The sequence below is a fragment of the Dyadobacter soli genome (assembly GCF_900101885.1).
GTDB classification, from domain to species: Bacteria; Bacteroidota; Bacteroidia; order Cytophagales; family Spirosomataceae; genus Dyadobacter; species Dyadobacter soli.
Genome location: NZ_FNAN01000006.1, coordinates 40,864 through 66,574 on the forward strand (window position 1 = coordinate 40,864; position 25,711 = coordinate 66,574).

The 25,711-nt window shown below is 46.3% G+C and carries 30 protein-coding genes, 1 tRNA gene and 1 pseudogene; 21 read left to right on the forward strand and 11 right to left on the reverse strand.

Features of this window, described 5'->3' with window-relative positions; translation table 11 throughout:
- Positions 1-233 precede the first annotated feature (233 nt).
- Together BLQ88_RS10480 and BLQ88_RS10485 are read right to left on the reverse strand one after the other, a co-directional pair.
- Complete coding sequence (locus BLQ88_RS10480; RefSeq protein WP_090149036.1) at positions 234-1,196, reverse strand: polysaccharide deacetylase family protein; 963 nt, start codon at positions 1,194-1,196, stop codon at positions 234-236.
- A gap of 11 nt (positions 1,197-1,207) precedes the next feature.
- Positions 1,208-1,600 carry a DoxX family protein gene (locus BLQ88_RS10485; RefSeq protein ID WP_090149038.1) on the reverse strand — a complete coding sequence of 131 codons (393 nt, stop codon included), beginning with the start codon at positions 1,598-1,600 and terminating at the stop codon, positions 1,208-1,210.
- Between the two features lie 82 nt (positions 1,601-1,682).
- On the opposite strand from BLQ88_RS10485, the gene BLQ88_RS10490 reads away from it, so the two are divergent.
- The 4 genes from BLQ88_RS10490 to rclC all read left to right on the forward strand — a co-directional run bounded on the left by BLQ88_RS10490 (position 1,683) and on the right by rclC (position 5,273).
- Positions 1,683-2,516 (forward strand): AraC family transcriptional regulator, encoded by an 834-nt coding sequence (locus BLQ88_RS10490; protein ID WP_090149039.1) that lies wholly within the window; start codon positions 1,683-1,685, stop codon positions 2,514-2,516.
- 202 nt (positions 2,517-2,718) lie between these two features.
- Positions 2,719-3,543, forward strand: coding sequence for an SDR family NAD(P)-dependent oxidoreductase (locus tag BLQ88_RS10495; protein ID WP_090149041.1), 825 nt, complete (start codon positions 2,719-2,721; stop codon positions 3,541-3,543).
- Positions 3,544-3,587: 44 nt separating this feature from the next.
- Positions 3,588-4,709: an L-dopachrome tautomerase-related protein gene (locus BLQ88_RS10500; RefSeq protein ID WP_090149042.1), complete on the forward strand. Its 1,122-nt coding sequence runs from the start codon at positions 3,588-3,590 to the stop codon at positions 4,707-4,709.
- 3 nt (positions 4,710-4,712) lie between these two features.
- Positions 4,713-5,273, forward strand: a complete 561-nt coding sequence (gene rclC, locus BLQ88_RS10505; protein ID WP_090149043.1) for a reactive chlorine resistance membrane protein RclC — start codon at positions 4,713-4,715, stop codon at positions 5,271-5,273.
- 435 nt (positions 5,274-5,708) lie between these two features.
- Here the strand turns inward: rclC and BLQ88_RS10515 are convergent, their stop codons facing one another.
- From BLQ88_RS10515 to BLQ88_RS10530, 4 genes are all read right to left on the reverse strand, one after another.
- Complete coding sequence (locus BLQ88_RS10515) at positions 5,709-5,990, reverse strand: hypothetical protein (protein WP_090149046.1); 282 nt, start codon at positions 5,988-5,990, stop codon at positions 5,709-5,711.
- 11 nt (positions 5,991-6,001) lie between these two features.
- Positions 6,002-7,159, reverse strand: coding sequence for a DUF3800 domain-containing protein (locus tag BLQ88_RS10520; RefSeq protein WP_090149047.1), 1,158 nt, complete (start codon positions 7,157-7,159; stop codon positions 6,002-6,004).
- A gap of 5 nt (positions 7,160-7,164) precedes the next feature.
- Positions 7,165-7,770 carry a recombinase family protein gene (locus tag BLQ88_RS10525; RefSeq protein WP_090149050.1) on the reverse strand — a complete coding sequence of 202 codons (606 nt, stop codon included), beginning with the start codon at positions 7,768-7,770 and terminating at the stop codon, positions 7,165-7,167.
- A 289-nt stretch (positions 7,771-8,059) separates the two neighbouring features.
- Complete coding sequence (locus BLQ88_RS10530; RefSeq protein ID WP_090149052.1) at positions 8,060-8,803, reverse strand: SDR family oxidoreductase; 744 nt, start codon at positions 8,801-8,803, stop codon at positions 8,060-8,062.
- Between the two features lie 101 nt (positions 8,804-8,904).
- Here BLQ88_RS10530 and BLQ88_RS10535 point away from each other — a divergent pair, with 101 nt between their 5' ends.
- From BLQ88_RS10535 to BLQ88_RS10585, 12 genes are all read left to right on the forward strand, one after another.
- Positions 8,905-9,267, forward strand: coding sequence for a winged helix-turn-helix transcriptional regulator (locus tag BLQ88_RS10535; RefSeq protein WP_090149054.1), 363 nt, complete (start codon positions 8,905-8,907; stop codon positions 9,265-9,267).
- A gap of 195 nt (positions 9,268-9,462) precedes the next feature.
- Positions 9,463-10,347, forward strand: coding sequence for a hypothetical protein (locus BLQ88_RS10540; protein WP_146151654.1), 885 nt, complete (start codon positions 9,463-9,465; stop codon positions 10,345-10,347).
- Positions 10,348-10,708: 361 nt separating this feature from the next.
- Complete coding sequence (locus tag BLQ88_RS10545; RefSeq protein ID WP_090149057.1) at positions 10,709-11,017, forward strand: hypothetical protein; 309 nt, start codon at positions 10,709-10,711, stop codon at positions 11,015-11,017.
- 13 nt (positions 11,018-11,030) lie between these two features.
- Positions 11,031-11,408 carry a hypothetical protein gene (locus tag BLQ88_RS10550; protein WP_090149059.1) on the forward strand — a complete coding sequence of 126 codons (378 nt, stop codon included), beginning with the start codon at positions 11,031-11,033 and terminating at the stop codon, positions 11,406-11,408.
- Positions 11,405-12,103: a P-loop NTPase family protein gene (locus tag BLQ88_RS10555; RefSeq protein WP_090149060.1), complete on the forward strand. Its 699-nt coding sequence runs from the start codon at positions 11,405-11,407 to the stop codon at positions 12,101-12,103. The genes BLQ88_RS10550 and BLQ88_RS10555 overlap by 4 nt, the downstream gene beginning before the upstream one ends.
- The gene (locus BLQ88_RS10560; protein ID WP_090149062.1) at positions 12,096-12,620 is read left to right on the forward strand and encodes a hypothetical protein; all 525 of its coding nucleotides are present in this window, start codon (positions 12,096-12,098) and stop codon (positions 12,618-12,620) included. The genes BLQ88_RS10555 and BLQ88_RS10560 overlap by 8 nt, the downstream gene beginning before the upstream one ends.
- A gap of 208 nt (positions 12,621-12,828) precedes the next feature.
- On the forward strand, positions 12,829-13,488 hold the full coding sequence (locus BLQ88_RS10565; protein WP_090149794.1) for a plasmid mobilization protein: 660 nt from the start codon (positions 12,829-12,831) through the stop codon (positions 13,486-13,488).
- Positions 13,485-14,330, forward strand: coding sequence for a relaxase/mobilization nuclease domain-containing protein (locus BLQ88_RS10570; RefSeq protein ID WP_090149063.1), 846 nt, complete (start codon positions 13,485-13,487; stop codon positions 14,328-14,330). Before BLQ88_RS10565 ends, BLQ88_RS10570 begins: the two co-directional genes overlap by 4 nt.
- A 54-nt stretch (positions 14,331-14,384) precedes the next feature.
- A complete protein-coding gene (locus BLQ88_RS37150) occupies positions 14,385-14,546 on the forward strand; it encodes a hypothetical protein (RefSeq protein ID WP_229210957.1) in 162 nt (53 codons plus the stop codon).
- Between the two features lie 135 nt (positions 14,547-14,681).
- Positions 14,682-14,843 carry a hypothetical protein gene (locus BLQ88_RS37155; protein WP_229210956.1) on the forward strand — a complete coding sequence of 54 codons (162 nt, stop codon included), beginning with the start codon at positions 14,682-14,684 and terminating at the stop codon, positions 14,841-14,843.
- A 118-nt stretch (positions 14,844-14,961) separates the two neighbouring features.
- Positions 14,962-15,273 carry a DUF6922 domain-containing protein gene (locus BLQ88_RS10580; protein WP_090149797.1) on the forward strand — a complete coding sequence of 104 codons (312 nt, stop codon included), beginning with the start codon at positions 14,962-14,964 and terminating at the stop codon, positions 15,271-15,273.
- The gene (locus tag BLQ88_RS10585; protein ID WP_176884966.1) at positions 15,231-15,845 is read left to right on the forward strand and encodes a nucleotidyl transferase AbiEii/AbiGii toxin family protein; all 615 of its coding nucleotides are present in this window, start codon (positions 15,231-15,233) and stop codon (positions 15,843-15,845) included. Before BLQ88_RS10580 ends, BLQ88_RS10585 begins: the two co-directional genes overlap by 43 nt.
- Positions 15,846-15,947: 102 nt before the next feature.
- Here the strand turns inward: BLQ88_RS10585 and BLQ88_RS10590 are convergent, their stop codons facing one another.
- Positions 15,948-16,340 carry a helix-turn-helix domain-containing protein gene (locus tag BLQ88_RS10590; protein ID WP_090149066.1) on the reverse strand — a complete coding sequence of 131 codons (393 nt, stop codon included), beginning with the start codon at positions 16,338-16,340 and terminating at the stop codon, positions 15,948-15,950.
- A gap of 140 nt (positions 16,341-16,480) precedes the next feature.
- Between BLQ88_RS10590 and BLQ88_RS37160 the strand changes: the two genes are divergently transcribed.
- From BLQ88_RS37160 to BLQ88_RS37165, 4 genes and pseudogenes are all read left to right on the forward strand, one after another.
- Positions 16,481-17,899, forward strand: coding sequence for a HEPN domain-containing protein (locus BLQ88_RS37160; RefSeq protein WP_229212657.1), 1,419 nt, complete (start codon positions 16,481-16,483; stop codon positions 17,897-17,899).
- A 285-nt stretch (positions 17,900-18,184) separates the two neighbouring features.
- Complete coding sequence (locus tag BLQ88_RS10600) at positions 18,185-18,742, forward strand: antirestriction protein ArdA (protein ID WP_090149068.1); 558 nt, start codon at positions 18,185-18,187, stop codon at positions 18,740-18,742.
- 149 nt (positions 18,743-18,891) lie between these two features.
- Positions 18,892-19,053, forward strand: a complete 162-nt coding sequence (locus BLQ88_RS36730) for a hypothetical protein (protein WP_176884967.1) — start codon at positions 18,892-18,894, stop codon at positions 19,051-19,053.
- A gap of 57 nt (positions 19,054-19,110) precedes the next feature.
- Positions 19,111-19,893 (forward strand): annotated as a pseudogene (locus tag BLQ88_RS37165) (recombinase family protein); the annotation flags it as partial.
- A gap of 745 nt (positions 19,894-20,638) precedes the next feature.
- On the opposite strand, the gene BLQ88_RS10610 reads toward BLQ88_RS37165, so the two are convergent.
- The 3 genes from BLQ88_RS10610 to hpt form a co-directional block, all read right to left on the reverse strand.
- Positions 20,639-20,722 (reverse strand) — tRNA-Leu (locus BLQ88_RS10610).
- An 84-nt stretch (positions 20,723-20,806) separates the two neighbouring features.
- Positions 20,807-22,207 carry an MBL fold metallo-hydrolase RNA specificity domain-containing protein gene (locus tag BLQ88_RS10615; RefSeq protein WP_090149071.1) on the reverse strand — a complete coding sequence of 467 codons (1,401 nt, stop codon included), beginning with the start codon at positions 22,205-22,207 and terminating at the stop codon, positions 20,807-20,809.
- Positions 22,208-22,245: 38 nt separating this feature from the next.
- Positions 22,246-22,773: a hypoxanthine phosphoribosyltransferase gene (gene hpt / locus BLQ88_RS10620; RefSeq protein ID WP_090149073.1), complete on the reverse strand. Its 528-nt coding sequence runs from the start codon at positions 22,771-22,773 to the stop codon at positions 22,246-22,248.
- Between the two features lie 153 nt (positions 22,774-22,926).
- On the opposite strand from hpt, the gene BLQ88_RS10625 reads away from it, so the two are divergent.
- Positions 22,927-24,153: a tetratricopeptide repeat protein gene (locus BLQ88_RS10625; protein ID WP_090149076.1), complete on the forward strand. Its 1,227-nt coding sequence runs from the start codon at positions 22,927-22,929 to the stop codon at positions 24,151-24,153.
- Positions 24,154-24,273: 120 nt separating this feature from the next.
- Here BLQ88_RS10625 and BLQ88_RS10630 read toward each other — a convergent pair whose 3' ends face one another.
- Complete coding sequence (locus BLQ88_RS10630) at positions 24,274-25,674, reverse strand: dipeptidase (protein ID WP_262485699.1); 1,401 nt, start codon at positions 25,672-25,674, stop codon at positions 24,274-24,276.
- Positions 25,675-25,711: the final 37 nt, after the last annotated feature.

A 25,711-nucleotide genomic window follows, 5' to 3' on the forward strand; every position in this document is an offset into this window, starting at 1 on the left:
CGTCCGTATTAATTTTTATAATACAAAGCTCGCTTGAAGACCCAACATTAAATAGTCCAAATGTGGGGATTAATAGCACATATTTACATGCGAACATGTCCCATGGTTAGCAGTGGGATATAGGTCTGGGCTTAACGATACTGATTTACGACCAATCTTACCTTATCGAAGGTTTAAACCTATTCTATCTCCCAGTTTATTCACAATTCCAAATTCTCCATACTTGCTTACGATCACTCTGTTATAGTCGTTTTATCTTCCAGAGCCATACGGGCAATTTCGTCTTTGCGTTTGAAGTTTACTCCCGGTTGATTTGTCATGTAGGTGAACAACTCTTTTGTAGCTTGTACCATCTGTGGCGTTCCGCCTATACGGTCGTGAAAACTGATGGACATCTGTCTTCTCCGGGTTGCCGCTTCCTGATACAGTTGGTCAAATTCCATTTTTACCTGGTTGATAAACTGGTCAACCGAGAAATTCTTCCCTTCAATCAGTTGAATGTCGTTACAACGAAGCGTATAGGGGACAGTTACGAAAGCCTTTCCATTTACCTTCTGAATAAATGGCTCATCCCGGCTTAAGTCATCAATATGGTATAAGAAGCCTAATTCCTGCAAAATTTTCAATGTATTTTCTCCACGACGGAGCCAATTGGCATTGTAGCCGATCGGGTTGAAGCCCGTGATTTTTCTAATTGCATCCACGCCGTCCCCAATAAACTTTTTTTCTTCGGCGTAAGGCATGGTATACTGGGTGGCCCAATTCATTCCATGCGCTGCCGCTTCATGGCCACGCTGTACAATTTCTTTTGCTAGCTCAGGATTTTTGAGCACCGCGCCTCCCACCATATGAGAGGTGACTTTTATGCCTAGTTTATCCCAATTGTCTAGCATGCGGGGTATGCCCTCCCTATACCCATACTGGTACCAGGTCTCTGCGGGTAAGTCTTTGTAGCCCTTCTGCATATTTTGGGGAAATGGGCTTTCTGCATTTTCAGGCTGGCCGCCCGCTTCAAATTGCATTGAAACTGAAACGACCAATCTGGATCCATCCAGCCATCTCGAACCTTTTTGTGCAGCGTGAGTATAGGTACCTTGTTCTGATTGGGCCATTGCAGACAATCCAGTCCCGCTGTATAGAAGTGCCGAAGTTGTCAGAATCCCGCTTTGTTTTAAAAATGTCCGTCTGTCTTTCATAATAAGCCATGTTATTTTTTTAGAACATTATCCAACGAGATGCTATTGGAGACAATAAATTGTAAGAGTACAATTAAAATAAGCGCGTGAAGCATTTGTGAAGGAAGTGCTTCCCAATTCTCGATCAGGCAGGTACCCAGCATGAGCAAAAGCATGACGACAAACCCGGCGATGATGGTCATTTGAGAAAATAGCCCAAGAACCAATAGTACCCCGATGATGAATTCTGCTACTGGCAATGCATAGCTGAAAGGTGTCACCAGCGCATCTGGCAACATTGAACTGGCAAAACGGCCAGTCATCCACTGGCTGAAAGCAGGGAGTTTTGGTAACCGCACCAACCCGTGCCCGAGAAAGCTAACGCCGGCAACCAGGCGTAACATGAAATATGGGAAATCGCTCATAGTAAAATTTTTGAGCAAATTTCAGTATCAAACCCTGGCAAGTACAAGGATATATACCGGTATTATTTGTAAAATTGCAGGCATGGAGAAAAGAAATCTACATGGTGCCTACGAGCTCGAATTGCTGGAAACCGGGAATTACATTGCAAAATCCCACCAGAATACTTTTTTTGAGATGGTTTTTATATTGGACGGTACCGGTATTCAAAGCATAAATGGCCATCAACTAGCATACTCGGCTAATAAATTGTTTCTTATTTTTCCCGAAGACAGACATAGTTTTCAGGTCGACACGTTTACCCGTTTTTTCTTCATTAGGTTCAGCAACGAATACCTGAAAGATCAAGCCAGCCTTAACATCCGGGACCTGGAATACATTTTCCACAGTCATAACCACTTGCCGGGCTGCGTTTTAAAAACCACCACTGACAAACCTTTTGTACGAGCAGCGGTGGAAGCGCTAAACCGCGAGAAAGATAACCCTGGTCCGCATCCGGAGCAGATCATCCAGCAACTGATCAATACCATCATAACCTATACGGCGAGAAACCTCACCTTACAGGTAACGGAGACATTCGAAGGTAAAATTTCTGCGGTGATGCCGATACTTAATTATTTGCATCAACATATTTTTGAGCCGGATAAACTTAGAGCGGAACATATTGCCGGACATTTTAATTTATCGCCCAAATATATCGGTGAGTATTTTAAGAAACATACCGACGAGAGCCTCCAGCAATACATTATACTGTATAAGCTGAAACTGATTGAAAGCCGGCTGCTTCTCACCGACATGCGCATCAATGAAATAGCCTATGAGTTTGGCTTTACCGACCAAAGTCATTTGAATCGCATATTCAAAAAATATAAAGGTGTTGTTCCCTCCTGGTATCGCAGGCAAAATCCCCGTCCATAGGCTTGGAACCGATATTTTTACTTTTCTGGGCGATTGGCCTATGGTAACGTCTGAGCCTGTAAAATGAGGGTAGCAACAGATATTCTCAGTTTATTCTGAGCAAAACGTAAATCTGTGCTATTCTTCCGCTGAAATGGATCAGAAATCCCCTCTACTCGTCAAATACCTTTGTATCATCAGGTAACAACCAAAATTTGAAACAATGAACAAGATAATATTTATCACAGGCGCGTCAAAAGGGTTTGGAAGACTATGGGCGCAAGCGCTTTTGAAAAGAGGCGATAAAGTAGCAGCGACAGCAAGGGACCTGTCTGCCCTGCATGATTTGCACAATCAATACGGAGACAATATCCTACCATTACAGCTTAATGTTAATAATCGCTCCGATGTTTTTGATGCAGTGGAGAAAGTCGAAAAGCACTTTGGGAGGATCGATGTGCTGATTAACAATGCGGGTTTTGGCTTATTCGGAACCACCGAAGAAACCACGGAAACACAAGCGAGGGAACAAATGGAAACTAACTTCTTCGGCTCATTGTGGGTTGTACAGGCGGTTTTACCCATTATGAGAACACAAAAGGGAGGGCACATTATTCAGATTTCCAGCTTTCTTGGATTGACGACTTTGCCGCTGCTGGGCTTGTATAATGCATCTAAATTTGCTGTGGAGGGTCTGATTGAAACCGTTGGTTCGGAAACTGCCCATTTGGGAATCAAAACTACCTTGATCGAACCTAACGGATTTGCGACAGATTGGGCAGGGGCTTCGTCGGTGCAGACATCGGCAGAGATTGAAGATTATAGTCCGGTACGTGCCGCTTTTGCGGAAAGTGGGGAAGATCCAAATACCTGGGGCAAGCCGGACGCAACCGTCAAGCCGGTCTTAGAACTCATTGATAGCAACAACCCGCCGCAGAGGTTGCTGCTTGGAAAAATTGCTTATCACGTAATGAATGACGTATATATAAAACGGTTAGAAGATATACAACAGTGGAAGGAAGTAAGTCTTGCAGCGCACGGCCACTGATCTGAGCGCTACCAATACATTTCATCAACTACAATTTTTTAGACATGATTTTGAAGAGTATAGTTTTTTTGACGTTAGCGATAGTCTTAGCTGGCAATGGACAGCTTTCGTCAGATTTGAAACGTGTGGAATCGGCAGTAGGCGAGACCCAACCGAAGTTGGAGCAGGTTTTTGCCGACAGTACCTATCAATTGACCGGTGTAGCGATAACTGGGGGCAATAGACTTTTTATCAATTATCCCTATTGGCTTGATACCCATTCCCATTCCGTGGTTGAAGTAAAGAATGGAAGACCAACGCCATACCCAAATGCAGAATGGAACAGCTTCAAAAAGGGCCAAGACGGGCAAAACAAATTTGTTTGCGTGCAGGCGGTTGTGGCAGATGACAAAGGCTTTTTGTGGGTCGTGGACGCTGCGGGCATCGGCCTTGGCAAAGTGTACCAAAACAGTAATAAGGTAGTAAAAATTAACCTGGCGACTAATTTGGTAGAGCGGATTTATCGTTTCCCGGCAACTGTTGCAGGCGAAGACGTTTATCTCAATGACATACAAGTGGATAATCAGTCTGGCTATGCCTATGTAACCAATTCAAATACCGGGGGAATTGTAGTCCTAAACTTGAATTCCGGGGAATCAAGAATGGTTTTGGCCCATTCCACTTCGGTCAAATCGGATCCGGTCTATCATTTCTCGCCTCTTGGAACTGAGCTGAAAAAAGGCGACGGATCTGCATTGAAAGTAAACTCGGACGGGATCGCCCTTACACCAGACCATTCATACTTGTACTATAAGCCTCTAACGGACAACCGCTTGTACAGAATTAAAACAGCGCTACTACGACAGTTTAAAACAAGTAACGATGTTTTAAATAAGAACGTAGAAGATTTGGGACGGGTAGCTGCAACTGACGGGATGATATTTGATAAGCAGGGTAACCTTTACATGGGCGATCTTGAGAAGAATTCAATTCTGAAAATCACAGCCGATCTGAAAGTGCAAACCATTGTTAGAGATAATGATAAGTTATTATGGCCAGACAGTTACAGTATTTCCGAAGATGGCTATCTCTACATAACCAGCTCTCAAATACATCTGATGCCTTGGTTCCATAGTGGGGTTGATAAATTAAAAAGGCCATTTGGTGTATACAGGATTAAAATTTAGCGTATGAAAGCAGTTCTCATTTTTCTGGTCCGCACCAACCATCAGTTTACAAACTTTTTAAGAATTGCCGTATTTATTGTTATGGCTTGGATTGGTGGGCTGAAGTCCTTTCCATACGAAGCTGAGGGTATTGTCCCGTTTGTTGCCAACAGCCCGGTAATGCGTTTTTTCTACAATCATCCCGAGCAGTATTCGGCGCATAAAAACAAAGAAGGCGAACTTGTTCCTAGCAATATACGGTGGCATAAGCAAAACGCAACTTATATGTTTGCCTATGGCTTGGGGATGATGATTGTCTTGATCGGCACATTGACATTGCTTGGGATTTGGTTTCCCAAAATAGGATGGATTGGTGGCCTGCTAACCTTTGTTATGTCGCTTGTCACGCTTTCGTTTCTGATCACAACACCTGAAACCTATGTGCCTGATTTAGGAAGTGCCAATCATGGGTTTCCATATTTATCGGGGTCAGGAAGGTTGGTAATCAAGGACGTAATAATGTCTGCGGCGGGCCTTGTAATAGCATCCGATTCAGCTAAGAGGATATTGACCGAAATGGACTAACCCGCTCACATGAGATCAAAACTAAATGGAATATTGCTTTTCTTGATTGCGGCTTTCCTGCTTATGATAAGCAAGAGCGATTTTCTGTACGATTTGCTTGGTGAATGGTGTATGCGAAGAAGATCGCCGCAAACTAATTTACAGAACCCCGATTCACTTCGGTTCGAAAGGCAGCATCTCGAATATCAAACCAAACTCAAAGGGTTTAAAAATCCAGTCTTGTACTTTGAGGTGGTGCGGATAAAGATAGTTGTGGGATAGTCTACGATCAAATCTGAAAGTTACTTTCAAGTCATGCGATTAGGCTGTATTCCTGCGATGGAAGCAACTTCCCAAATAATCAGTCATTACTTCTACAAATCTGGTCGGAATGAGCGGCATCCAAGCTAGGTACCGGCAATATCATTTTATCGGATTATTAATGAACTGCCGTTGCTATGCCGAATTATTAAGTAGACGGACTTGGTCAACGAGCTTAAATGCATTGCCAACCGGTTCAAGCTCGTCACCAAAGTAATGCTCGATACTGCCATCATACGTGATATGGATGTGCCTTGTAGTTGCGCTTCCATATTTTTCCCATAAGGTTATATTCCCCAGCTCGGAATCTTCTACTTGCCCATATTCTGGGGGGCCGCAGCCGGCGGTTATCAGATCGAAAATAGCTTTGCACGCCTTTTCATCTTTGAGCAGTTCTGTTAACGGTTTATAATCCATAAATTACAAGTTTAGACGTCTACTATAACCTTTCGTATCAACGCAAACTGGTCATGTTCCAAAATATCGATTTCTCCTGAGGTAGCCAAATGGACCTGGTCGTGGAATCGCTTCACCCTGGACAGCATCGGCGCAATGATCGTGTTGCTGTGGCTAACAAAATCATAAAGGTCGGCCTGGCTTGCAGGCAGCTTGTATCCGCGCGAGCTACTTGCGATCAGCACGCCGGCATCACGGAGCTGGGCAATCACCTTTGTCTGAAAGTAATGCAGGGAAACTTTCTTACCTGTCCTTGCTTTGATGTGTTCTATTAATTCAAAGCTTGTTATGTAACGGGTGGGGTTGATATGCCGGAAATGAAATAGCAAGTATCCCAAACAACTTATCTGGTCTTTCACCTGCGGAACGGGGCTCAATGATTTGCGGTGCAGAAAATCATTAGCCAGATTGATACTCAAGGTGGCCAGTGTCTCATTGTAATCCCGGCCGTTAGCTGGCGCGGTTGACGGAATGTTACCGAGGGAGTCTGGGAAAAACTGAATAGAGAGCAATTTGCGCCGGAGCAATTCAATGAATTCGCCTCGGTGGTCGGTGATGACCGTCTCGTCATAGCAGCGCGCGAGCGTGCCGGCGATATAAGCCGCCGCCTGGACCAAATCATTGTTTTCAAATCCTACGAACCCAAATGTAGATTCACTGAACAAATTAGAGATATGGTTCTGCTCTATGTACTTGACAAACCCTGTCATGAACGTATTGTCGCCCAATTCATCACTTACCAATTCAAGATTGGGTAGCAGCCGGAACAGCTCCCTGTCTGCCAGGCTGTGAAGGAACTTGTAAAATGAGCCTTTGTAACGCAGCCCCTCTCCTATCAACTGCCGCTTGTCGACTATGACTGAGAAAACCTTGAACGGTGCTTCGTCCATGTCTTCCAGGACCTCTTTTCGCTTGGGGTGGTTGTTACCTATTAGATCAGAATCCAAGGCAGCGCCTGAGAAGTGCCGGTCACGCACGGCCTGCACAACCCGCTTTACAAGTGCAATATCTTCTTTGTCTACAATGATTGCTGTAACGATGAAATGCGTAGTAGGCACTTCGGCCCCACGCTTAGAAAAATCAAGGGCGTCGTTACCCCATTCGGACAGGAAGGCGACCGTTTGTTGCATGGTATCTATTTTTGCTCTGAGAATTGTTTTCCATTGACAGACCGCTGTTGCTGCTCGATCTCTTTGATGTACCGGTAGACCGTGGCCCTGCTAATACCCAACACTTTTCCGATCTCTTCCCCGGTCTTGTCTTTTTTATCGTAGAGTGCCTTGGCGGCATGTGCTTTGGACATCGCCGCTTTGCTAAGTCCTTTGGGCTTGCCTCCCATCCTACCCCTGGCGCGTGCAGCAGAAAGCCCGGCCTTCGTCCGTTCCCGGATCAGGTCACGCTCGAACTCTGCCAGAGATGCAAAAATGTTGAAGATTAAACGGCCTTGCGCGGTCGTTGTATCGATCGCATCGTTCAGGCTCCGGAACCCGATCTGCTTTTGCTGAAATTCATTGATCAGATGAATTAGATCTTTCAACGAGCGCCCGAGCCGGTCGAGTTTCCAAACGATGATGGTGTCCCCTGCCCTAGCCATGTCGAGTAGCTTGTTGAGCTCGGGCCTTTCTTTGACCGAAGACACCTTCTCCCGAAAGATCCTGTCGCAACCGGATTTTTTCAAGTCATCAATTTGCAGGTTCAGGTTCTGGTCTTGGGTCGAAACCCGGGCATATCCAAAAATCATATCATTTGTCTCACTTATTCAGCCAAAGATAAAAAATAAGACATAGAAATTTGAGATAATCATTTAAGACAGTATTTTATAACTAAACATATAGTAAGTTGATATATCACCGGTTCTCTCAAAACGCACGGAATTTGAGACAAAATGGGCCTAGCTAAGATCGTACACATTTCATGTGTCTCGTGGTATTGTGGCTTGCAGACTCTCTTGCCGGCTCAATTGCTGTACTCTCAAAAAAAATGGCCAGAAGCAATAATGCATGGCCATTTCTTTCGTAATCAACAGTTTGTTATTTAAGCATATACTGAATCGATCCGCCGTCGATAGCTATATCGGCGCCGTTGATATAGGCAGCGTCATCAGATGCCAAAAACAATACCGTGTTAGCAACTTCGTTTGCATTTCCCCGTCGTTGAAGCGCACTTCTTGAAGCAAGGAAGCCTTGAACTTCTTTTGGCGCTACCGAGAGTAACCCAGGAGTCTGAATTGGACCAGGGCTGACGATATTTACCCGGATTCTGCGATCAGCCAACTCATTGACTGCAACATCGGATATCTTGTTCAAGGCAGCTTTCGTTGCAGAATATATGCTGCTTGTTACACCTGCCGCACTTGCTACACGAGACGAAGTAAAGATCACCGACGCACCATCAGCCAGATGCGGTATGAGCCTCTGAAGTGTAAAAAAGTGACCCTTGACATTTGTGTTGAACTGCGCATCGAAATCAGCTTCCGTAACGTCCTGAATCGCCGCATAGACGCCAATAGCAGCATTGAGATACAGTACATCAACTTTTTTGCCGCGCTCTGCTACCCACTTCTCCAAGTCGGCAATCCCGTTCATGTTGGAGGTGTCAGCTGCCATTATTTGTAGATTCGGACTATTTATTTCTTCGGCTGCTCTCTGCAAAGTTTGCGGGCTTCTCCCGGTGATTAGCACAGTTGCCCCATGCTGGATGAATGCATTAGCGGTGGCAAGACCAATTCCCTGGCTCCCGCCAACTATAATGACATGCTTGTTCGTGAAATCCATTTTTCTATCATTTTAAAGAGCTACAAAACTAGTGAGGGAACATTTACATTAGTAACTTGGTTACTAGAAGTAACAGTATATTTCAGGTAACCAGGTAACCTATGGCTGAGCAAGTATGTCACAAGGCGGATATCATGGCGATTCACGACGCTATGGATATTCTGAGTGGAAAGTGGAAAATATCCATTCTTTCATCAATGTGTTATTATGGCAAGAGACGGTTTTCGGATCTTTTGAATGATCTTGAAGGTATTTCCAACAAACAGTTGAGTAAGGAACTCAAAGAGCTGGAAATGAATAAGCTTGTAAAGAGAACCGTATTGGATACGCAGCCTGTGACCGTCCAATATAATCTGACCGAATACGGCTGGACATTACAGGATCTTATTCATGGTCTTGCCACGTGGGGTACAAAACATCGCCGGGTAATTATGGATGAGCAAAGCGCACTCGCTGATGTCTAGATAATATTGCCAGAATACAAATTCTCTAGGAGAATTTAAATAGCTGAACTGCTGGAACAGTTGTTTTAATCATACTCAACTAAGTCTCTGGAGTAGATTTATTCCGAATTGTCGCAGAGTTTGTCCCTAATTTCATTGCACTTTGTTATCTTACGTCTAGTAGGTAAAATGTGTAACGAAAACGGAGAGATAGAGATGAACCTGCATTCCAATCTACAATATCCATTATTCAAATATCTATCAGAAGAATTCAATGGAAGCTTCTATCAGAGCGAATTAACATGTCTGAACAGGATGCTGATCCTGTATCATAACCGGCTGTCATTTTCGATAGACGACGATACATCAAGCTTTCTAGATGAGTTCGCTCAGCATTTGGAAAAGCCTATCGCCTACTGGTGGATTCCGGCCTATAAGCGCCAGCACATCAATGTGCTTCGGACCAGGATCAGGTTTGTGCTGAAAAACAACCCTCAAATATTTCGAAACCTTCTGTCCAGACCAGATTACAGTTCCTTTGAAGCCAAACGCCAAACGATCAAAGACATATACCAGTGGCTAGTTACTTTCAGCGGTGAAGCAGGTTCAGCAATTGAAGTTATTGATTGGAAGAACGATTTGCAAGCCGAATTCGACCAGTTTTTTCAGGAAACAAAGCAGGCCAAAGAAAAGATGGCACCCCAAAAGCCTGCTTTTGAACACTTTTATCAGATATTGAAGGGGAAAGATAAAGCTGAGAAACAGGACAAATTCCGGAGGCTCGTTGATATTCTTCTCAGGGAGCAATGGATTACAAGCTCAGAGAAACCAGGATTCTATCAATTCCGCAATAGCAGCACAGGCGGCCGGCTTCAACTAGCTGCGATCTATTATACCCTTGGCAAGCAGGGGCACATTGACAGGCAACTGCCTGCTCCACAGGTGGCAGGCCTGTTTAATAGCTGGCTCTCACATGACATCTCACAAAAATCCTTTATTAAGGCCTTTCAAACCGAACAACTTGACACGTTCAACTGCTCATCCAACCGGCCCCGCCACAAATATGTGACCGAATGCCGGCTCTTATTGCGAGATCTTTGAAGCCGGATTGTCTCTAAAATTTCGGTAAAAATTCTTTTTATTCCTGCCGGAATATCAGGAACGTTATTGCCGAAATCTGAGGTGAGATTTGCGATATGTTCAATAAAAACAGTTCGCAAATGAAAAATCTGCAATCCACTTTTTCAAGCCTTATGCTCTTAGGCCTGAAACCAGTCCATCCAAAATTGACCGGAGGAAAATCCGGTCAGTGTTTCGCAAACCAGGTTTCCTGCCCGAGGCATGCGCGGGTGAAACTTGGCCCGACACCGCCATGTAACAGATGCGCTCAAACTGGCAGGCTTTATATCTGTCATCGGATACCGGAAGATAGCTTCTTAATAGTAACCAAAACCGCATAACGATGGAGCCTGTATCACTAACAAAAGAGATGCTGCTGATGCTTTATGAGCGGAAGGACGTCAAGAGAAGAATGTTTCTTTACATGCATTATCAGCGGCTTTTCGCGCAGTACTATTCAATGGGCTTTCTGGTAGAGTTGATCAATCAAGATCTGGGCAAACCAGTGGTCTCAACCGGCGATATTAAGTACATCAGGGCTAATGCGCATAGATGGAGGTCGGAGCTGATACCCGAGGGTGTAAAGAATGCGGGCGGTGAACGTCAGATTCAAACAGACACAGGTGGTGATCTGGATTTGACGACGGCTTAGACCGGGTAATCTCATGGATAAAGAAACATTGGTCGATTTATTTGAGAGGCGGGATAAAAAAAGAAGGCGCTTGCTTTACCGGCTTTACCAAGATTTGATCCATTCGGATCTGACAGCTGCTTACATCGCGGATAAGATCAGTTGGGAGTTGAAGCGCGAAGGCCTGATAAAAAGTACAGACATTAAGTTCTGCCGCTACCACTTCAAAAAAAGGCCGCTCAAAAAACTTTCGCATTCTTCTGTTTCCGCGCCGGTTAGCCGGGCAAAGGATCAGAAACCTGAAACTGCTTCGGCAACGGGGCTGAATGGGACCTGGACCGATCCGGAAAAAATCAGCCTAATAGACAATCTGATAGTTGAATCGAAATTCACCAAAAAGAAAAAAACATGAAACGTAAATTTCATTTTATACTCCAAGCCAAAGGTGGCGTGGGCAAGAGTCTTTACACTTATCTGATGGCATTGTCTGAAACGGACGGCTCCTCCTTATTTGTCGATGTCGACAGCTCCACCAAAACATCCAGCAGACAACTGTTGTTTTTGGGACAGGACAGGCTGGAAAGCGTGTCGCTGATTGACAAAAGGGATGTGTTGGTCAGGGACTTATTTGTGGGATACCTGGAAAGTCTGATAGATTGTCCTTTTGAGCAAATCTACATGGACTTTGGCGCGCCGGAAAGCGAACAATTCCCCGCTCTAATATCACGCGATCTGGACTTTAAGGCGTGGTGTGATGAGCTGGGCTTTGAGGTTACTTTCCACATTGTCATGGCAGCAGGCGGGGCATACCTTGCCTGCGCGGAATACCTTCGGAAGATGTTCGAAGTTCTGGATGGGCAGTTTGAGATTGTTGCCTGGGAAAACATGTATACCTTCAAACAGTATCCAACCTTGTCTAACGAGCTCGCAGAAAAGTGCCTGGCAACTGGCATCAAGCACCGGCAATTCGGGGATTTCGATGCCAACAGTCTTTTGGGTATCCAGATATTGGATGGCATTAGAAACGGGTACAGCCTGGAACAGTATCGGCCAGGTGCAAGGATACGTCTGACGAAGGAACTTAGAGACCATTTCGGCTATGAATGATCAGCTGAGGGAGCTTCTCAACCGGCTAAATGGGAAGTACGGACAAAAGTATGGGCACCTGATGGACGATTGGACTTCGATGCTGCTGGAAGAAATCCATGAAAATTTTGCCGGTCTCGCTGCCGAGATTAAAAGCTGTACGCAAGCCATCGGCCAAGCGCAGACCAAGATTAAAACAAGCCAAAGAGCGGTTCATTTTGGTTCGACCCGTGAAGCTTTGTTTTATGCTCTGGGGATCACAGCTCCGGCAGCCATAGCCGCAACGATAATCTCGATACTGATTTTTTGGTATGCGTATACAGAAGAGCGTTTTCAGAAGCTAAGAAGCATTATCGATACCTATGAAAATGTTTCGGACTATGTGCTGCTCATGCAAGGTGGACAGGTTATTGAAAGGGGCGGGGGTAACTATTTGGTGCTCCGTCCTGCCCCCTCCAAAGGAAATATGATGGTTGGAGAGGACTATGTCTATGACCACAAAAATAAACGCGTGCTTGTGCCTTTAGGCCGAAAATAAGGCCAAAAACGGCCAAGTGGACTTTTATGAACTTTTGTTGCCAAACACGGCCATTTGTAAACTTTCGTATGCATTGCGGTGGTTTTCCTTCCTAGCCAGCTATCGCCGGTACGTCGCGAAATGCGACTCCCCGGCGGGAGCTGGCCATGGGAAAACCCCTGGACCCCTGCTATTCGCCTTCCGGCTCATAGCTAATCAAAAAAGACACATGGAAAATCAGAAACAAAAAGGCAGACCGCTGAAAGAGAAAGGCACGGCCAAACGGGAACACTTTTCAGTATGGGTAAGCGCTGATCAGAAAAGACAGATTAATGAGCTCATTGAAAAAAGCGGGCTTTCCGCCAGTCAATATTTTTTGACCTTGGCGCTTGATGTGCCTTTTAAAAGGCCACAGAAAAGGGCGCTGCCTAAGGCAACTGCTGAAATAGTTAGGGCGCTTCAACAACTCTCCGGCGTTTTATCACTAGCGGTCCTAAAAACCAAGGGGCACCAGATGCTTACAGACCAGTGGCAGCACAGTAGCCAGCGGGTGAGGCTGCTCGCCGATCTTATCACTCTTTGGGTGTTTGAAAGCTTTGAGATCCGCAGCATAAAGAAGGCGCTCGAAGAGCTGCTGAATTGGTCAAACGAGCTCAGCTCTTATCTTTCTCAAATGCTACCTGAAACCGAAGGCAAACATCAGCTACTGCTAAGATGCAGTTCGACCAGCCGCCTGATCGGTGATTTGAAGCAAAAATATGAGGCCTACTATTCACAGACTCTTGAAGAACTAACACCATTCTGGACATGGAGCCAAACTGATGCAACCTCCGTTCACGCTGAGATTGAAAAAGCTGTAAATGCAACCCTGAAAAAGATGAGATTATGATTGGAAAGGCGACACTCGGCAGCTACGCGAAAGGGTTAATTGAATACTGCTACTACGACAAGCATGTCTCCGCAAAGATGCGGCAAAGGCTAGACGAACAAGATGTTCGAGGGGAATTGGTTTATATCCAGAACCTGGGTATAAAAATGCATGCAGACGGGAAACTGGACCTAAACTATTTGATCAACCAGTTTAACAGTAATCACATGCAAAATACGAACCTGAAAAAGTTCATGTGGCACCAGTCATTTAGCTTCGCGCCGGGCGAGAAGCCCGGCAACGAAACGATCGCAGAGATCTCCAACGAGTTCGCCAAGGAGTTTGGGTTTGAACAGAACCAGATGCTGGTTTTCAAACATGAGGATAACGCTAATTTGCACTTTCATATCGTTGCCAACCGCATTGATTTCAATGGTAAGAACACCTCAAAGCACTTTCATAACTACTCCAGAACAGGCGAATTCTGTCGCAGAATGGAACAACGGCTTGAATTAATCCAGGCACCGGAAATGAGGATCAATAAGCGGCAGGGGCTTGAAAATGTCCTGACCGACAAGCAGCATCTGAAACTTAAATCATCCGTCGACGAGCTTTTAAATACAGTAGTATCGATCGATGAGCTCAAAGCGAAATTGTTAGCCCAGGGGTACAAAACTTATGTCGGAAGAGGTATCGCATTCTATCATCTGCAGAAAAATATCAAGATTAAAGGCTCCGACTTAGGACGGAGCTATTCGCTAGCCTCCATTGAAAAAGGATTGGCTCAAAACATCGGAATCGAGGTGAAAGAGCAGCCAAAGCAGGTGCAAAACAGGCAGAAGAAGCAGGGCCTGGGCATTTGAATGCCAGTTTCTAGGGAGAATGAGTTATTTTAGCCCAAAGTAACCTATAACATCATGAAACTGAAAGCTATCAAATTCTTTTCTCCAGAGGAAAACGTTCCGGAAGCCAAAGCCGCAGCAAAAGCAGCGCCGCTTCCGACGGGCTACATTTCTAATTCTGGCAAGCTCGTTTTTCCGGCCACGGCGCTTCGCGATTTAGGAATTGATCCAGAGTAGGCCAATTTTAAAATCGGGACACAGGACGGAAAGCGAAAAATCAAATCGGTATACCTTGTTCCGGCCGCCAATTCAGATCAGACATTTTCGTTCGAGAAAAGTGGCAGGGGACACGTAATCCCGCTGGCTGTTATATTGAAAAAAGGTGGAGTTGATTATGAAAACAAAAAGCTGATTTTCAAAAGCTTGACTTTTGATTTTGATAAGGCTACCGAAGGATTCGAACTGGCTATTGAGACAGAAGCACCAAACCTGAATACACGGGCAAGCCTCGCGGCAGAAAAGCCAAAACTGTGACTGACTCGGAAAAAATGCACTTGCCTGTGAGCAGCTATTTGCTTACAGGCGGCTGATTTCACGATAGATTCGTAACTTTTGAGCCTAAAAGCCTCCGACATCTCTTACCTTGATGATCATGCAGCAGCCAACAACACTTGAAAAACCTGATTTTGGCCCCAAATGGTTTTGGGATTTGGACTATGAGAAGATAGACTGGCAGGCGTCCTATAAAACGGTAATCGCCCGGATCATCGAGCGTGGTAAAGAAGAACAGTGGCAAGAATTAGTCCGCTTCTACGGGCTTCAAAAAGTCGTTGACACTCTTAAAAACGAAATTGTCTTTTTACCGGATTATGCCATTGAAGAGGCATGCACATACTTTCCGATCAAAAAAGAGGAAATGCTATGCTACACGAAGAAACAGTCGAGGCCAGCACACTGGCTTTGATTCGCCGGTTAATGGCCGATGAAAATCTTGCGGAGTTTTACCTTGTTGTTGGAACGGCACTGTCCTTAAAGTTAGGTCACAGGATTTCCGTCGACATTGATCTTTTCACCGGCAAAGATTTTGACTCCGCTGCCGTCAGCGAGCATCTTAAAGTGGTCTATGGGCTGACAGACGAGAAAACGGTTAAGAATGGCGTCTTCGGATTTATCGATGATGTCAAGGTGGATTTCATCAGTCATCAATACCCGCTTATCAAACCCGTAGAGCTAACGAGTGGGATCAGAATGCTTTCCTTGGAAGATATCGGTGCAATGAAGCTTTCAGCAATCGTACAAAACGGAAGCCGAATCAAAGATTTTATCTATGTCTATTCTCTTTTGGAAAAGTTACCACTGGGGCTGCTCGTAAAGGCGTATACAGACAAATATCTTCAGGCCAGTCCGCAGATTGCCAAGACAAGTCTACTGTACCACCAGGACATCGATTTTTCGGTGCCAATCAAATTACTTGATAGAAAACTCGATTGGCAGGAAACGAGTATGCGCCTGAGCCAGGCTGTTCACAGACCGTAGAGTACGTTTGAGGATGAACAGCCCGAACAATCGCTGAAACCAGGAAAGCGGCCAAGGTTGTAAGCTTATCTGACAACCTTTGAGAAAGTCTCAGGCCTAATCTTACTTTCCTTTAAGCAATTCTAGCTTTTCGCGTTCGCTTTGTAATAGACGCTCGTATAACTTTTTGTGTTCTTCGAAAAGTTCTACAAGCTTATCGAGTGGATTAAAGGTGCAATGATGGTTGAATGTTCCTGCACTATTATCATTAAAGTTATTGAAGTAGTTAAACACAGCGTCTTCATTAAAATTCTTAATCCCTTCCGCTGAAACGCCGAGAACTTTGCTGATTTGCTCCAACAACTCTTCATCAACCATTTCGCTCTGCTCAATTTTGGATACCGTTTGCTGGCTGACCTTCAGCTCGTAGGCAAGGCTTTCCTGCTTAAGACCGCGAAGTTCACGAATCCGGGCGATCTTCTGACCGACATGGTTTGGTTTTGTTGCTGTGCTCATGGTTACAAATAAAGGGAATATCTACGCTAAGGTCAACAGGCGGCGAGCAGTGTTTTACCAACGCTCTTTGGTAGGATACAACTTGTTGTGGTTCGGCACGCTCATCCGCGGCCTCTTTTTTGTCAAAAAAAGAGAAGCCTATGGAGATTGTAAATTTAACAACAAGCGAAAGTAGGGGTTCGACCGAACAGAAGCTTGCCGACGCTCGTGATCTGGTCGCAGAATTCTTTCACGCGACCGATCTGGAATTCATTCGCGTCGAACTCTGGCAATTCCTCAAAGCAGTAACCACAGAGAAACCGTTTTCATTTCTTGGTGATCCGTCGACGGTACTTTGTCTCCACAGACATTTGCAAAAGATCATCAAGGCATGTAGGCTTCTGCTAGAGGTTGCCGAGGAAGATGGAGTCGAGTTGAACACCAGCGATTTTCAGCCTTTCAGCCATGCACAAATTGAAGCCGATCGGCAGTACATGCGTGATGTCCGCGAGCTCAACGACCGGCATGGCGGAATAATCCGCAGATTGACACTCCCTGAGACCGTGCAGCCCCTTCTGGCGATTAAGCGCGTTTTTAATACTTACGGCTATGACCAATGGCAAGAGATTTTGGAAGACTGGGTGGAATATGGGTTAAGTAAGGTGAGTATCTGCGAGGCCACTGGCGAATGTGTTGAAATCATTCAGTATGAACTGTTGGAATCTCTTCTCGAAGCCGTTTACCTGATTTCAAGAAGCGATCAAGGAATTCCATTTCAGAAACGCCGGCTTGGCAAACTGGCGGGTAGTAAAGCCATCATAGAACTGCTAATTGCAGCACTCGATCCACTTCTAATATTTGAGGTCAAGCATCCTGCGCCTGAATCAACTGAGCAAAAGCCATACAGGGATCTGCTGATTGTGTTTGCCGATGACAACCAAAAGCCCGTCAAAGAGCATCAGCCCATCGTTGAGTTATTCAACGCCGGGGATGGAAAGCTCTGTTGCTCAGTCCACAAATTGTCGGATATTCATCAGGCACTTACCAGCGGGCAAGTATACTTCTCTTTGGCCTGTACCAGCGAAAACCTAGTATACCAACGGAGTGTTACGCCATTACCAAAAATGCTCCCTAAAACCCTCAGGCAACTGATTGAAAAATCAAGGCACGCGTTTAGGGTCGGAATTAGCAAAGCCAGAAAGTTTTTTGAGGGAGCACAGTATTACCAACAAGTAAACGAGCAAGCTCTGTCGATGTTTATGCTGCAACAAGCTGCTGAAACGACTTTTCGTAGCGCTGCAGTTGCGCTCTATGGAAGCGAACGGCGCACGCATTCCATCAGATCACTCAAAAGGTTTAACCATAGATTAGCTCCTCAGTTGAATGACATCTTCCCTGGCGGTTCGCCCGATGAAGAACGGCTTTTAGAGCTTCTAGAAGAAGCATATCTCGGGGCCAGATACAATCCGGACTATCAGATCAGCGAACAAGAAGTTCATTCAATTTCTTCCCGGGTGTTACGCTTGCTAGAATTAGCCGAAGCGGTTTTCGAAGATCGAATAGCTGCAATCAGTGTTTAGTGGGAGAGGTGACTACATACCTTTTTTCAGTTGCTCAGATTGCTGAAAAAAATCATTAAAAGATGCGTTCAGTGCAAACGAAAGTTACAAAGTAAAAAATGACGGTTGCAAGCCTGCACTACGTCATCCGGCTTTTTAGCTGAACCCGCGTTAGCCAGCCGCACCTTAAACCGCCGGATGGGCATGCAACCAAGGGGACGAGCCCCATCATTTTTTCATTGAGTGGAAGGCAGCGATTGCCCTGAGCACAAAGCCGGGCCTAAGCTATTTAAATGCCTTTCGATCATGAGAAATCTCGAAAATGCTCCAAAAATCTATGTTGGAACCTATGGTCAGTATAATAGTGGATCGCTGTTCGGTAAATGGTTTGACCTGACCGAATATGCTGATCTCAAAGAATTCCTGCAAGACTGCCACGAGTTTCATCGTAATGAATTCGACCCCGAACTGATGTTCCAGGACTGGGAGAACATCCCGGATTTTTTGATATCAGAATGCAGCCTTCACAAAGAAGCTTTTGCCTACTTTGAGGCTATCTGTGAAATCGACGATGAGACTGCCGAGGCATTCGAGATTTATTGTAAGCAGATCAACTATTGGCCATCTAATGGGTACGAGCTGGAAGACCAACTTGAAAGTTTCCGAGAAAGCTACCGTGGATTCTTTGGTGGATCGATGAAAGATCCAGAGCTTGAATACGCTTATCAGTACATCGAAGAGACAGGATTGCTGTCTGGCGTGCCATCTATGCTGGAAAAGTACTTTGACTACGAGGCCTTCGCAAGGGATTTGTTCATGGAAGAGTACAGCGAATATGAGGGTCATGTGTTTGCGGACTATTGAAACTTTTTCAAAGGGCTTGGATCTCTCAGGCCCTTTTTCCTTCTCAAATTCTTTTAAAAACATTCTTATTATTCCCTACGGAATGATAGGAACTTGTAAACGATCTATCATTACTAGCTTCCTGATTAACAAAAGTAAGCAGGGAGGGTATGGAGAAGAATTGTAAAAGTGGGATTTCCCTACAAAAGATTGTGCAGCTGTATAAACAGGAAGGTCTGGAAATTACCACTGAGGAGGCAGCATTGATCTTGGATTTTTTGAAGAGAATGGCTAAAATAGCAGTAAATCAGGTGTTTAAAGGGAATGGCTAATACACACCAATCCATTAGAAGGAGCAGTCAGTAACAATATTCATCGACATTGAACATATGAAAATAGCGGATCTCTATGTGCGGGTCAGTACCGACGAGCAGGCAGACAAAGGATATTCCCAGAGGGGACAAGAGGAAGTGCTTCGGAAATATTGCGAGATCAACCGGATAGGTGTCAGAAAGGTCGTTTACGAAGATCATTCAGCCAAGACCTTTGATCGCCCGCAGTGGTCGGCTTTACTAGCTGAACTGAAAAAGTCGAAAGGGAAAACAGACTTGGTGCTTTTTACTAAATGGGATCGTTTCAGCCGGAACGCAGGCGACGCCTATCAAATGATCAATATCCTGAGAAAAGTAGGAGTGGAGCCACAGGCGATCGAACAGCCGCTCGATCTTTCAATTCCCGAAAATAAAATGATGTTGGCCTTTTACCTGGCTGCGCCCGAAGTAGAGAATGACCGCAGGGCCTTAAATACTTTTCATGGGATGCGACGTGCCAAAAAGGAGGGAAGGTATATGGGTGTGGCGCCAGTGGGCTATGTGAACAAGATAGCCGAAAGTGGAAGAAAGTATATTGCGCTACGCGAGCCGGATGCTGGGCTGATGAAATGGGCATTTGAAGAGGTAGCCAAAGGGATCTATTCCGTGGAAGAGGTGAGAAGGCAGGCGGCGCGGAGGGGGCTCAAATGCAGCAATACTTGTTTCTGGCGCGCGTTAGGAAACCCGGTTTACTTTGGAAAGATCGTGGTAAGGGGCTATAAAGATGAAGAGTACCGCTTGGTAGATGGCCAGCATGAACCGTTGATTTCGGAAAAATTATTTTATGATGTGCAGGATGCGATCGATGGAAGGCGTAAAAGATACAGGCCGAACGTGAAAAAGCTGTCCAATGAAATGTTCCCGCTCCGGGGCTTTTTGGGTTGCCCCAAATGTAGCCGAATGCTTACAGCCAGCGCTTCGAAAGGCCGGAACGGGCGTTACCACTACTACCACTGTGTCGCTTCCTGTGGATGTCGGTACCCGGCGGGGCTCGTCAACGATGCCTTTGTTAGTGAACTACAAAAATTCACACCGAGAAAAGCGACGGCCGAAATATTCCGCCAATTAGTAACCGACGAGTTTTCGGATCAAGCAAAAACATCTCAAAATGAAAAGCGGCAATTGCTTAACAAAATTGATGAACTTAGTGCTAAGCTAGCAAAAGCCAGAGAACTTTTGTTGTCTTCAGATATCGATCCCAAAGATTACAAAACAATCAAAACCGAGATCGAAGAGAAACTATTGAGGCTGGAAGCAAGATTAACCGAGTTGACAAACGATGCCGGAGGTGTTCAGGGCCTTGATAAGATGATTGAAAAGGTGCTGGCAGTGCTTTCCAGGCTTGATAAGACCTATATCGGAGCGGATATCAAAATGAAGCGGGAAATTATTGGTTCGATATTTCCCGAAAAGCTCATATTTTCAGAAAGCGGTTATCGAACCGGAAAAATCAACGAGGTAGCTTCGTTTATCTACCAGATAAACAGCGATTTAGCTAAAATAAAAAACGGAACTTCCAGCGATTTATCGCAAAAGTTCCGTTTTGTGCCGAAGGCGGGACTCGAACCCGCACAGGATTGCTCCCTCACGCCCCTGAAACGTGCGTGTCTACCAGTTTCACCACTTCGGCCTGAAATCGGTGCGCAAAGATAGTAATCTTGTTTTGGACTTTACAAGCGTTTCTGGTTTCAAAAGCTGAAAAAATGCGAAAAACTTAAATTTTTACACCTTCATAGAGCGCCGGAATGTGAATTTTCCGATATCCGGCCTTTTCCAGTTTCAATTTGAATGCAATTTGCGTCTCGTATTCGCCGTGGACGAGGAACACTTCCTTCACACGCTCCGGCTTCTGACAGGAAAGGAATGCCAGCATTTCGTTGTAGTCGCCGTGGCCGGAGAAGGAATCCATGGTTTCGACGCGGCATTTAACCTCGAAACGCTCACCGAAAATGTTCACCTGCTTGTCGCCGCGCTTCAATGCGCCTGCAAGAGTATTCGCGGAAGCGTAACCCACGAGCAGGATGGTCGAATTCGGGTCGCCGATGTTGTTGGCGATGTGGTGCTTGATACGCCCCGCTTCGGCCATTCCGGAGGCGGAAATGATGATACACGGCTCCTTGCGGTCGTTGAGAGCGATGGATTGCTGGACGTCGGAAATGTAATTGAGGTACGGGAATGCGAACGCGTCGCCGTCCTTTTCGATGTAGTCGAGGATTTCGGGGTTGAAGCATTCGTCGTGCTCTTTCATAATGGCCGTGGCGCGGATTGCGAGCGGGCTGTCGATGTACACCGGAATTTGCGGGAGCTGGCCGGAACTCGAAAGTTGATCGAGGGCGTAGATGAGCTCTTGCGTACGGTCGATCGCGAAGGCGGGGATAATGAGCTTTCCGCGGCGCTGCACGCACGTTTCTTGCACAATGCGCAGCAGATGCGCGTGCATATCGATCTCCTTCTCGTGCAGGCGGTCGCCGTACGTCGACTCGCAGATGATATAATCGGCTTGCGGAAACTCTTCGGGTTTGCGAAGGATACGGTCCTCGGGACGGCCGATATCGCCTGTAAATGTCACTTGTTTGAAAGTCCCGCCGTCGGGAATGCTCAAATGCACGGCGGCGCTGCCCAGCAAATGCGCGGCGTCGGTCAGAATCACGGAAATTTCGTTTTCTTCCCCTAAAAAGAAGGTTTGGCCGTACCGTACGGTTTTGAAAAGGCTTAATGCGTGCGCGGCGTCTTCGGCATTGTACAATTCTTCAAGCAGCGGTCGTCCCTGCTTTTTCCGGCGTTTGTTGATTCGTTCAAGGTCTTTTTCCTGGATATGGGCGCTGTCGAGCAGCATCACGCGGCAAAGGTCGGCGGTCGCAGCGGTGCAATAGATCGGCCCTTTGAAGCCTTTGCGTACGAGGCGCGGGAGCAGGCCCGAATGGTCGATGTGCGCGTGCGAGAGGATTACGTAATCGACGTCGGCCGGTTTGAAACCGAACTCCTGGTTGAATTCGTCCGTTTGAATGCCCTGGAAAAGCCCGCAATCGAGTAATATTTTGGTTCCTTTTTCGGTGGTAATGAGGTGCTTGCTTCCGGTAACGGTGCGTGCGGCGCCAAAGAATTGGATATACATAAAGGTCTTGAATTTAGAACGTTGGTAAAAAAGAGGGATCAGGCCAGGACGTAAATCGCGTCGAGGTTGCGGCCGATGCCGTCGTAGTCGAGGCCGTAGCCGACCACAAATTTGTTTTCGATTTCAAACCCGACATAGCGCATATCGACCGGCGTTTTCAAAGCCTCCGGCTTGTGCAGCAAAGTAGCGATTTCGACGGATTTGGGCGACATGGCCTTCACTTTTGTGATCAGTTGCGACATTGTGAGGCCGGTATCAACAATATCTTCAATAATAATCACATCGCGCCCCGCAATGCTGGCATCCATCCCGATAATCTCCCGTACGGAGCCCGTCGAGGATGTTTGGGAATAGGAAGAAAGCCGTATGAAGTTGATCTCGCAAGCCAGTGAAATGTTCTTGACCAGCTCGCTCGCGAAGAGGAATGCGCCGTTCAGCACGATGATGAATACCGGACACGAATCCGCATAATCGGAATTAATGCCCGCAGCTAAGTCGGAGATGCGTTTTTCGATCGTTTCGCGCGAAATAAAAGGGACAAATGTTTTATCCAGAATGTTAATCATAATTTTGAAGTGCGGATCAGGTTCAAACGCGACAAGGCCGCGCGGAACGTGTCAAATACTCTGAGGATCAATATTAACTCTTTTTTTAAAATCCGGGCTGCTGACAAACGCAAAATATAAATCCGGCGTTAATAGGACAGATTTACCCCTGCTATGAAAAGAACGGTTGCCAACATAATCATATTCTGCTGCTTAACTGTAATTACAAGCCACATTGCCACCGCGCAGCTGTACTCCTCGGCGGAGCTGGACAAGAAGTATGCGATGGTCCTCCAAAATCCCGGCGTACAGATCGAGTCGACCGAGGCGATCAATAAATTGTACAATTATCAGTTCTACGAAGCGGATGCGGAGTTCCGGTGGCTCAAATACCGGTATCCCAAGCACCCTATGCCCCATTTTTTAATGGGCCTGGCCGAGTGGTGGAAAATTGTACCTAATACAGAGAACGAATCTTACGACAAAACCTTTCTCGCGCACATGGACTCGACCATAACGCTTGCCGAGGAATTGTACGATGATCAGGAAAGTAAAATCGAACCTGCATTCTTCCTCGCAGCCGCTTATGCATTCAAAGGCAGGCTCTACGCCGAGCGCGAAAGCTGGGCGAAGGCGGCATTTGCAGGTAAAAAGTCTTTGAAATATTTCGAACAATGCAAGGGTAATGGTGACCTCTCGCCGGAATTGCTGTTTGGCGACGGCCTGTACAACTATTATGCCGAATGGGTACCCAAAGAATATCCGATCCTGAAACCGATCCTCGCGCTATTCCCGAAAGGTAACAAGAAGCTTGGCGAACAACAGCTGGAAAAAGTTGGTAACAATGCATTCTACACACGCGTGGAGGCCCGGTATTTCCTCTTGCAGATTTACAGCATGGAGAACGAGTACAGCAAGGCATACGAAATGGCCAAATACATGTGGCAGACTTATCCTAACAACCCTTACTTCGAGCGGTACTTCTGCCGCACGGCGTTTGTAACAGGCAAAATGGCCGAAGCGGAGCAGGCCGCGCAGAATATTATCGGCAAAATCAACCAGGGAATGCCGGGTTATGAAGGCGTAAGCGGCCGGAATGCGGCTTATGTGCTGGCTTATTACAATATGAACTACCACCGCAATTACGACGCGGCCGGTGAATACTACAAGAAGGCGATCGATTATTCGACGCAGACCAATTCCATGAATGCGGGCTATTACGTGTCGTCGCTGTTAGGTTTAGGCAAAATCGCCGAGCATAAAAAGGATTACGACGAGGCATTGCGCTATTACAAACTCGCTGATGACCGCGCCGACAAGAAGTCGAGCCAGGATAAAGAGGCGAAAGCTGCGATCGCGAATTTGAAAAAGATGAAACGCGAACAGCGGCGGAAGCGATAATAGGGAACGCATTATTTGCATTACCGACAAATATTACGGTGCGCTGCACCTACAAATATCGCGGTGCTCTGCACCTGGACGCCAAGGTGCGGAGCACCGCAATATTTGTAGAAATTTCCGTTACCGTTTCAATGCCGCATAATGTTTGAAAAACAGCGGGATCGTTTCAATGCCTTTGTAATAATTGAACAGTCCGTAGCTCTCATTCGGCGAGTGCAATGCGTCGATATCCAGTCCGAAACCCATCAGAATGCTTTTGCAGCCCAATTCCTGCTCGAAGAGCGCTACAATAGGAATGCTGCCTCCGCCGCGGGTAGGGATAGGCTTCTTGCCAAACGACTCTTCCATAGCCAGTTCCGCAGCACGGTATTCAATGGAATCCGTTGGCGTTACGTAAGGCAGGCCGCCGTGATGGGGTACTACTTTTACTTTTACAGAAGCCGGGGCGATGGATTCGAAATGTTTTGTGAAGATTTCGCATATTTCGTCATCGTTCTGGTCTGGTACCAGGCGCATCGAGATTTTAGCGTGCGCTTTGGACGGTAACACCGTTTTCGCGCCTTCTCCGATGTAGCCGCCCCAGATGCCGTTTACGTCCAGCGTGGGACGTACGGAGGTTCGTTCAATGGTTGTATAACCCCTTTCGCCGGCGACATCGTCGATATCGAGGTCCTGTTTGTATTCTTCCAAATCAAATGGTGCTGCATTCAATGCGGCACGCTCGGCGGCACTTAGCCCTTGCACTTTGTCATAGAAACCGGGAATGGTAATGTGGCCGTTTTCGTCTTTCAGCGACGCGATCATTTCGCAAAGAACGTTGATCGGGTTAGCCACGCCGCCGCCGTAAACGCCGGAATGCAGATCCCGGTTCGCTCCGACCACTTCCACTTCAACATAAGTCAGTCCACGAAGCCCGGTTTCGATCGATGGAACATCATTCGCAATGATGCTGGTGTCGGAAATGAGGATCGTATCGCATTGCAGCATTTCCTTATGCTCCCGGACAAATGTCCCTAAATTTGAAGACCCAATTTCTTCTTCACCTTCAATCATCACCTTCACGTTACACGCGAGCGTACCTGTCGCGAGCATGATTTCCAGGGCTTTGATATGCATATAAAACTGCCCTTTATCGTCGCAGGCGCCGCGCGCGTAAATGCGGTCGTTTTTGATGACGGGCTCGAAGGGAGGAGAATTCCAGAGCTCGTACGGATCGGCTGGCTGGACGTCGTAATGACCGTAAATGAGTACAGTCGGTAATGTGGGGTCGATGATTTTTTCACCATAAACGACCGGGTGGCCTGCTGTTTCGAAGATTTCCGCACGGTCGGCGCCGGCTTCTGCAATGCGGTCACGCACATATTCCGCAGCTTTAAGCATATCCGGTTTGAACTTCGAATCGGCACTTACCGACGGGATGCGTAGCAGATCGAGCAGCTCGTTCAGAAACCGGTCGCGGTTTTTATCAATATATTCTTGCATTGAATGGTTGTTTTTAGTCTTAACTGAATCGGCGGTCAAGTTAAAAAAATAACCCCTAAGGTTGTGCCTCAGGGGT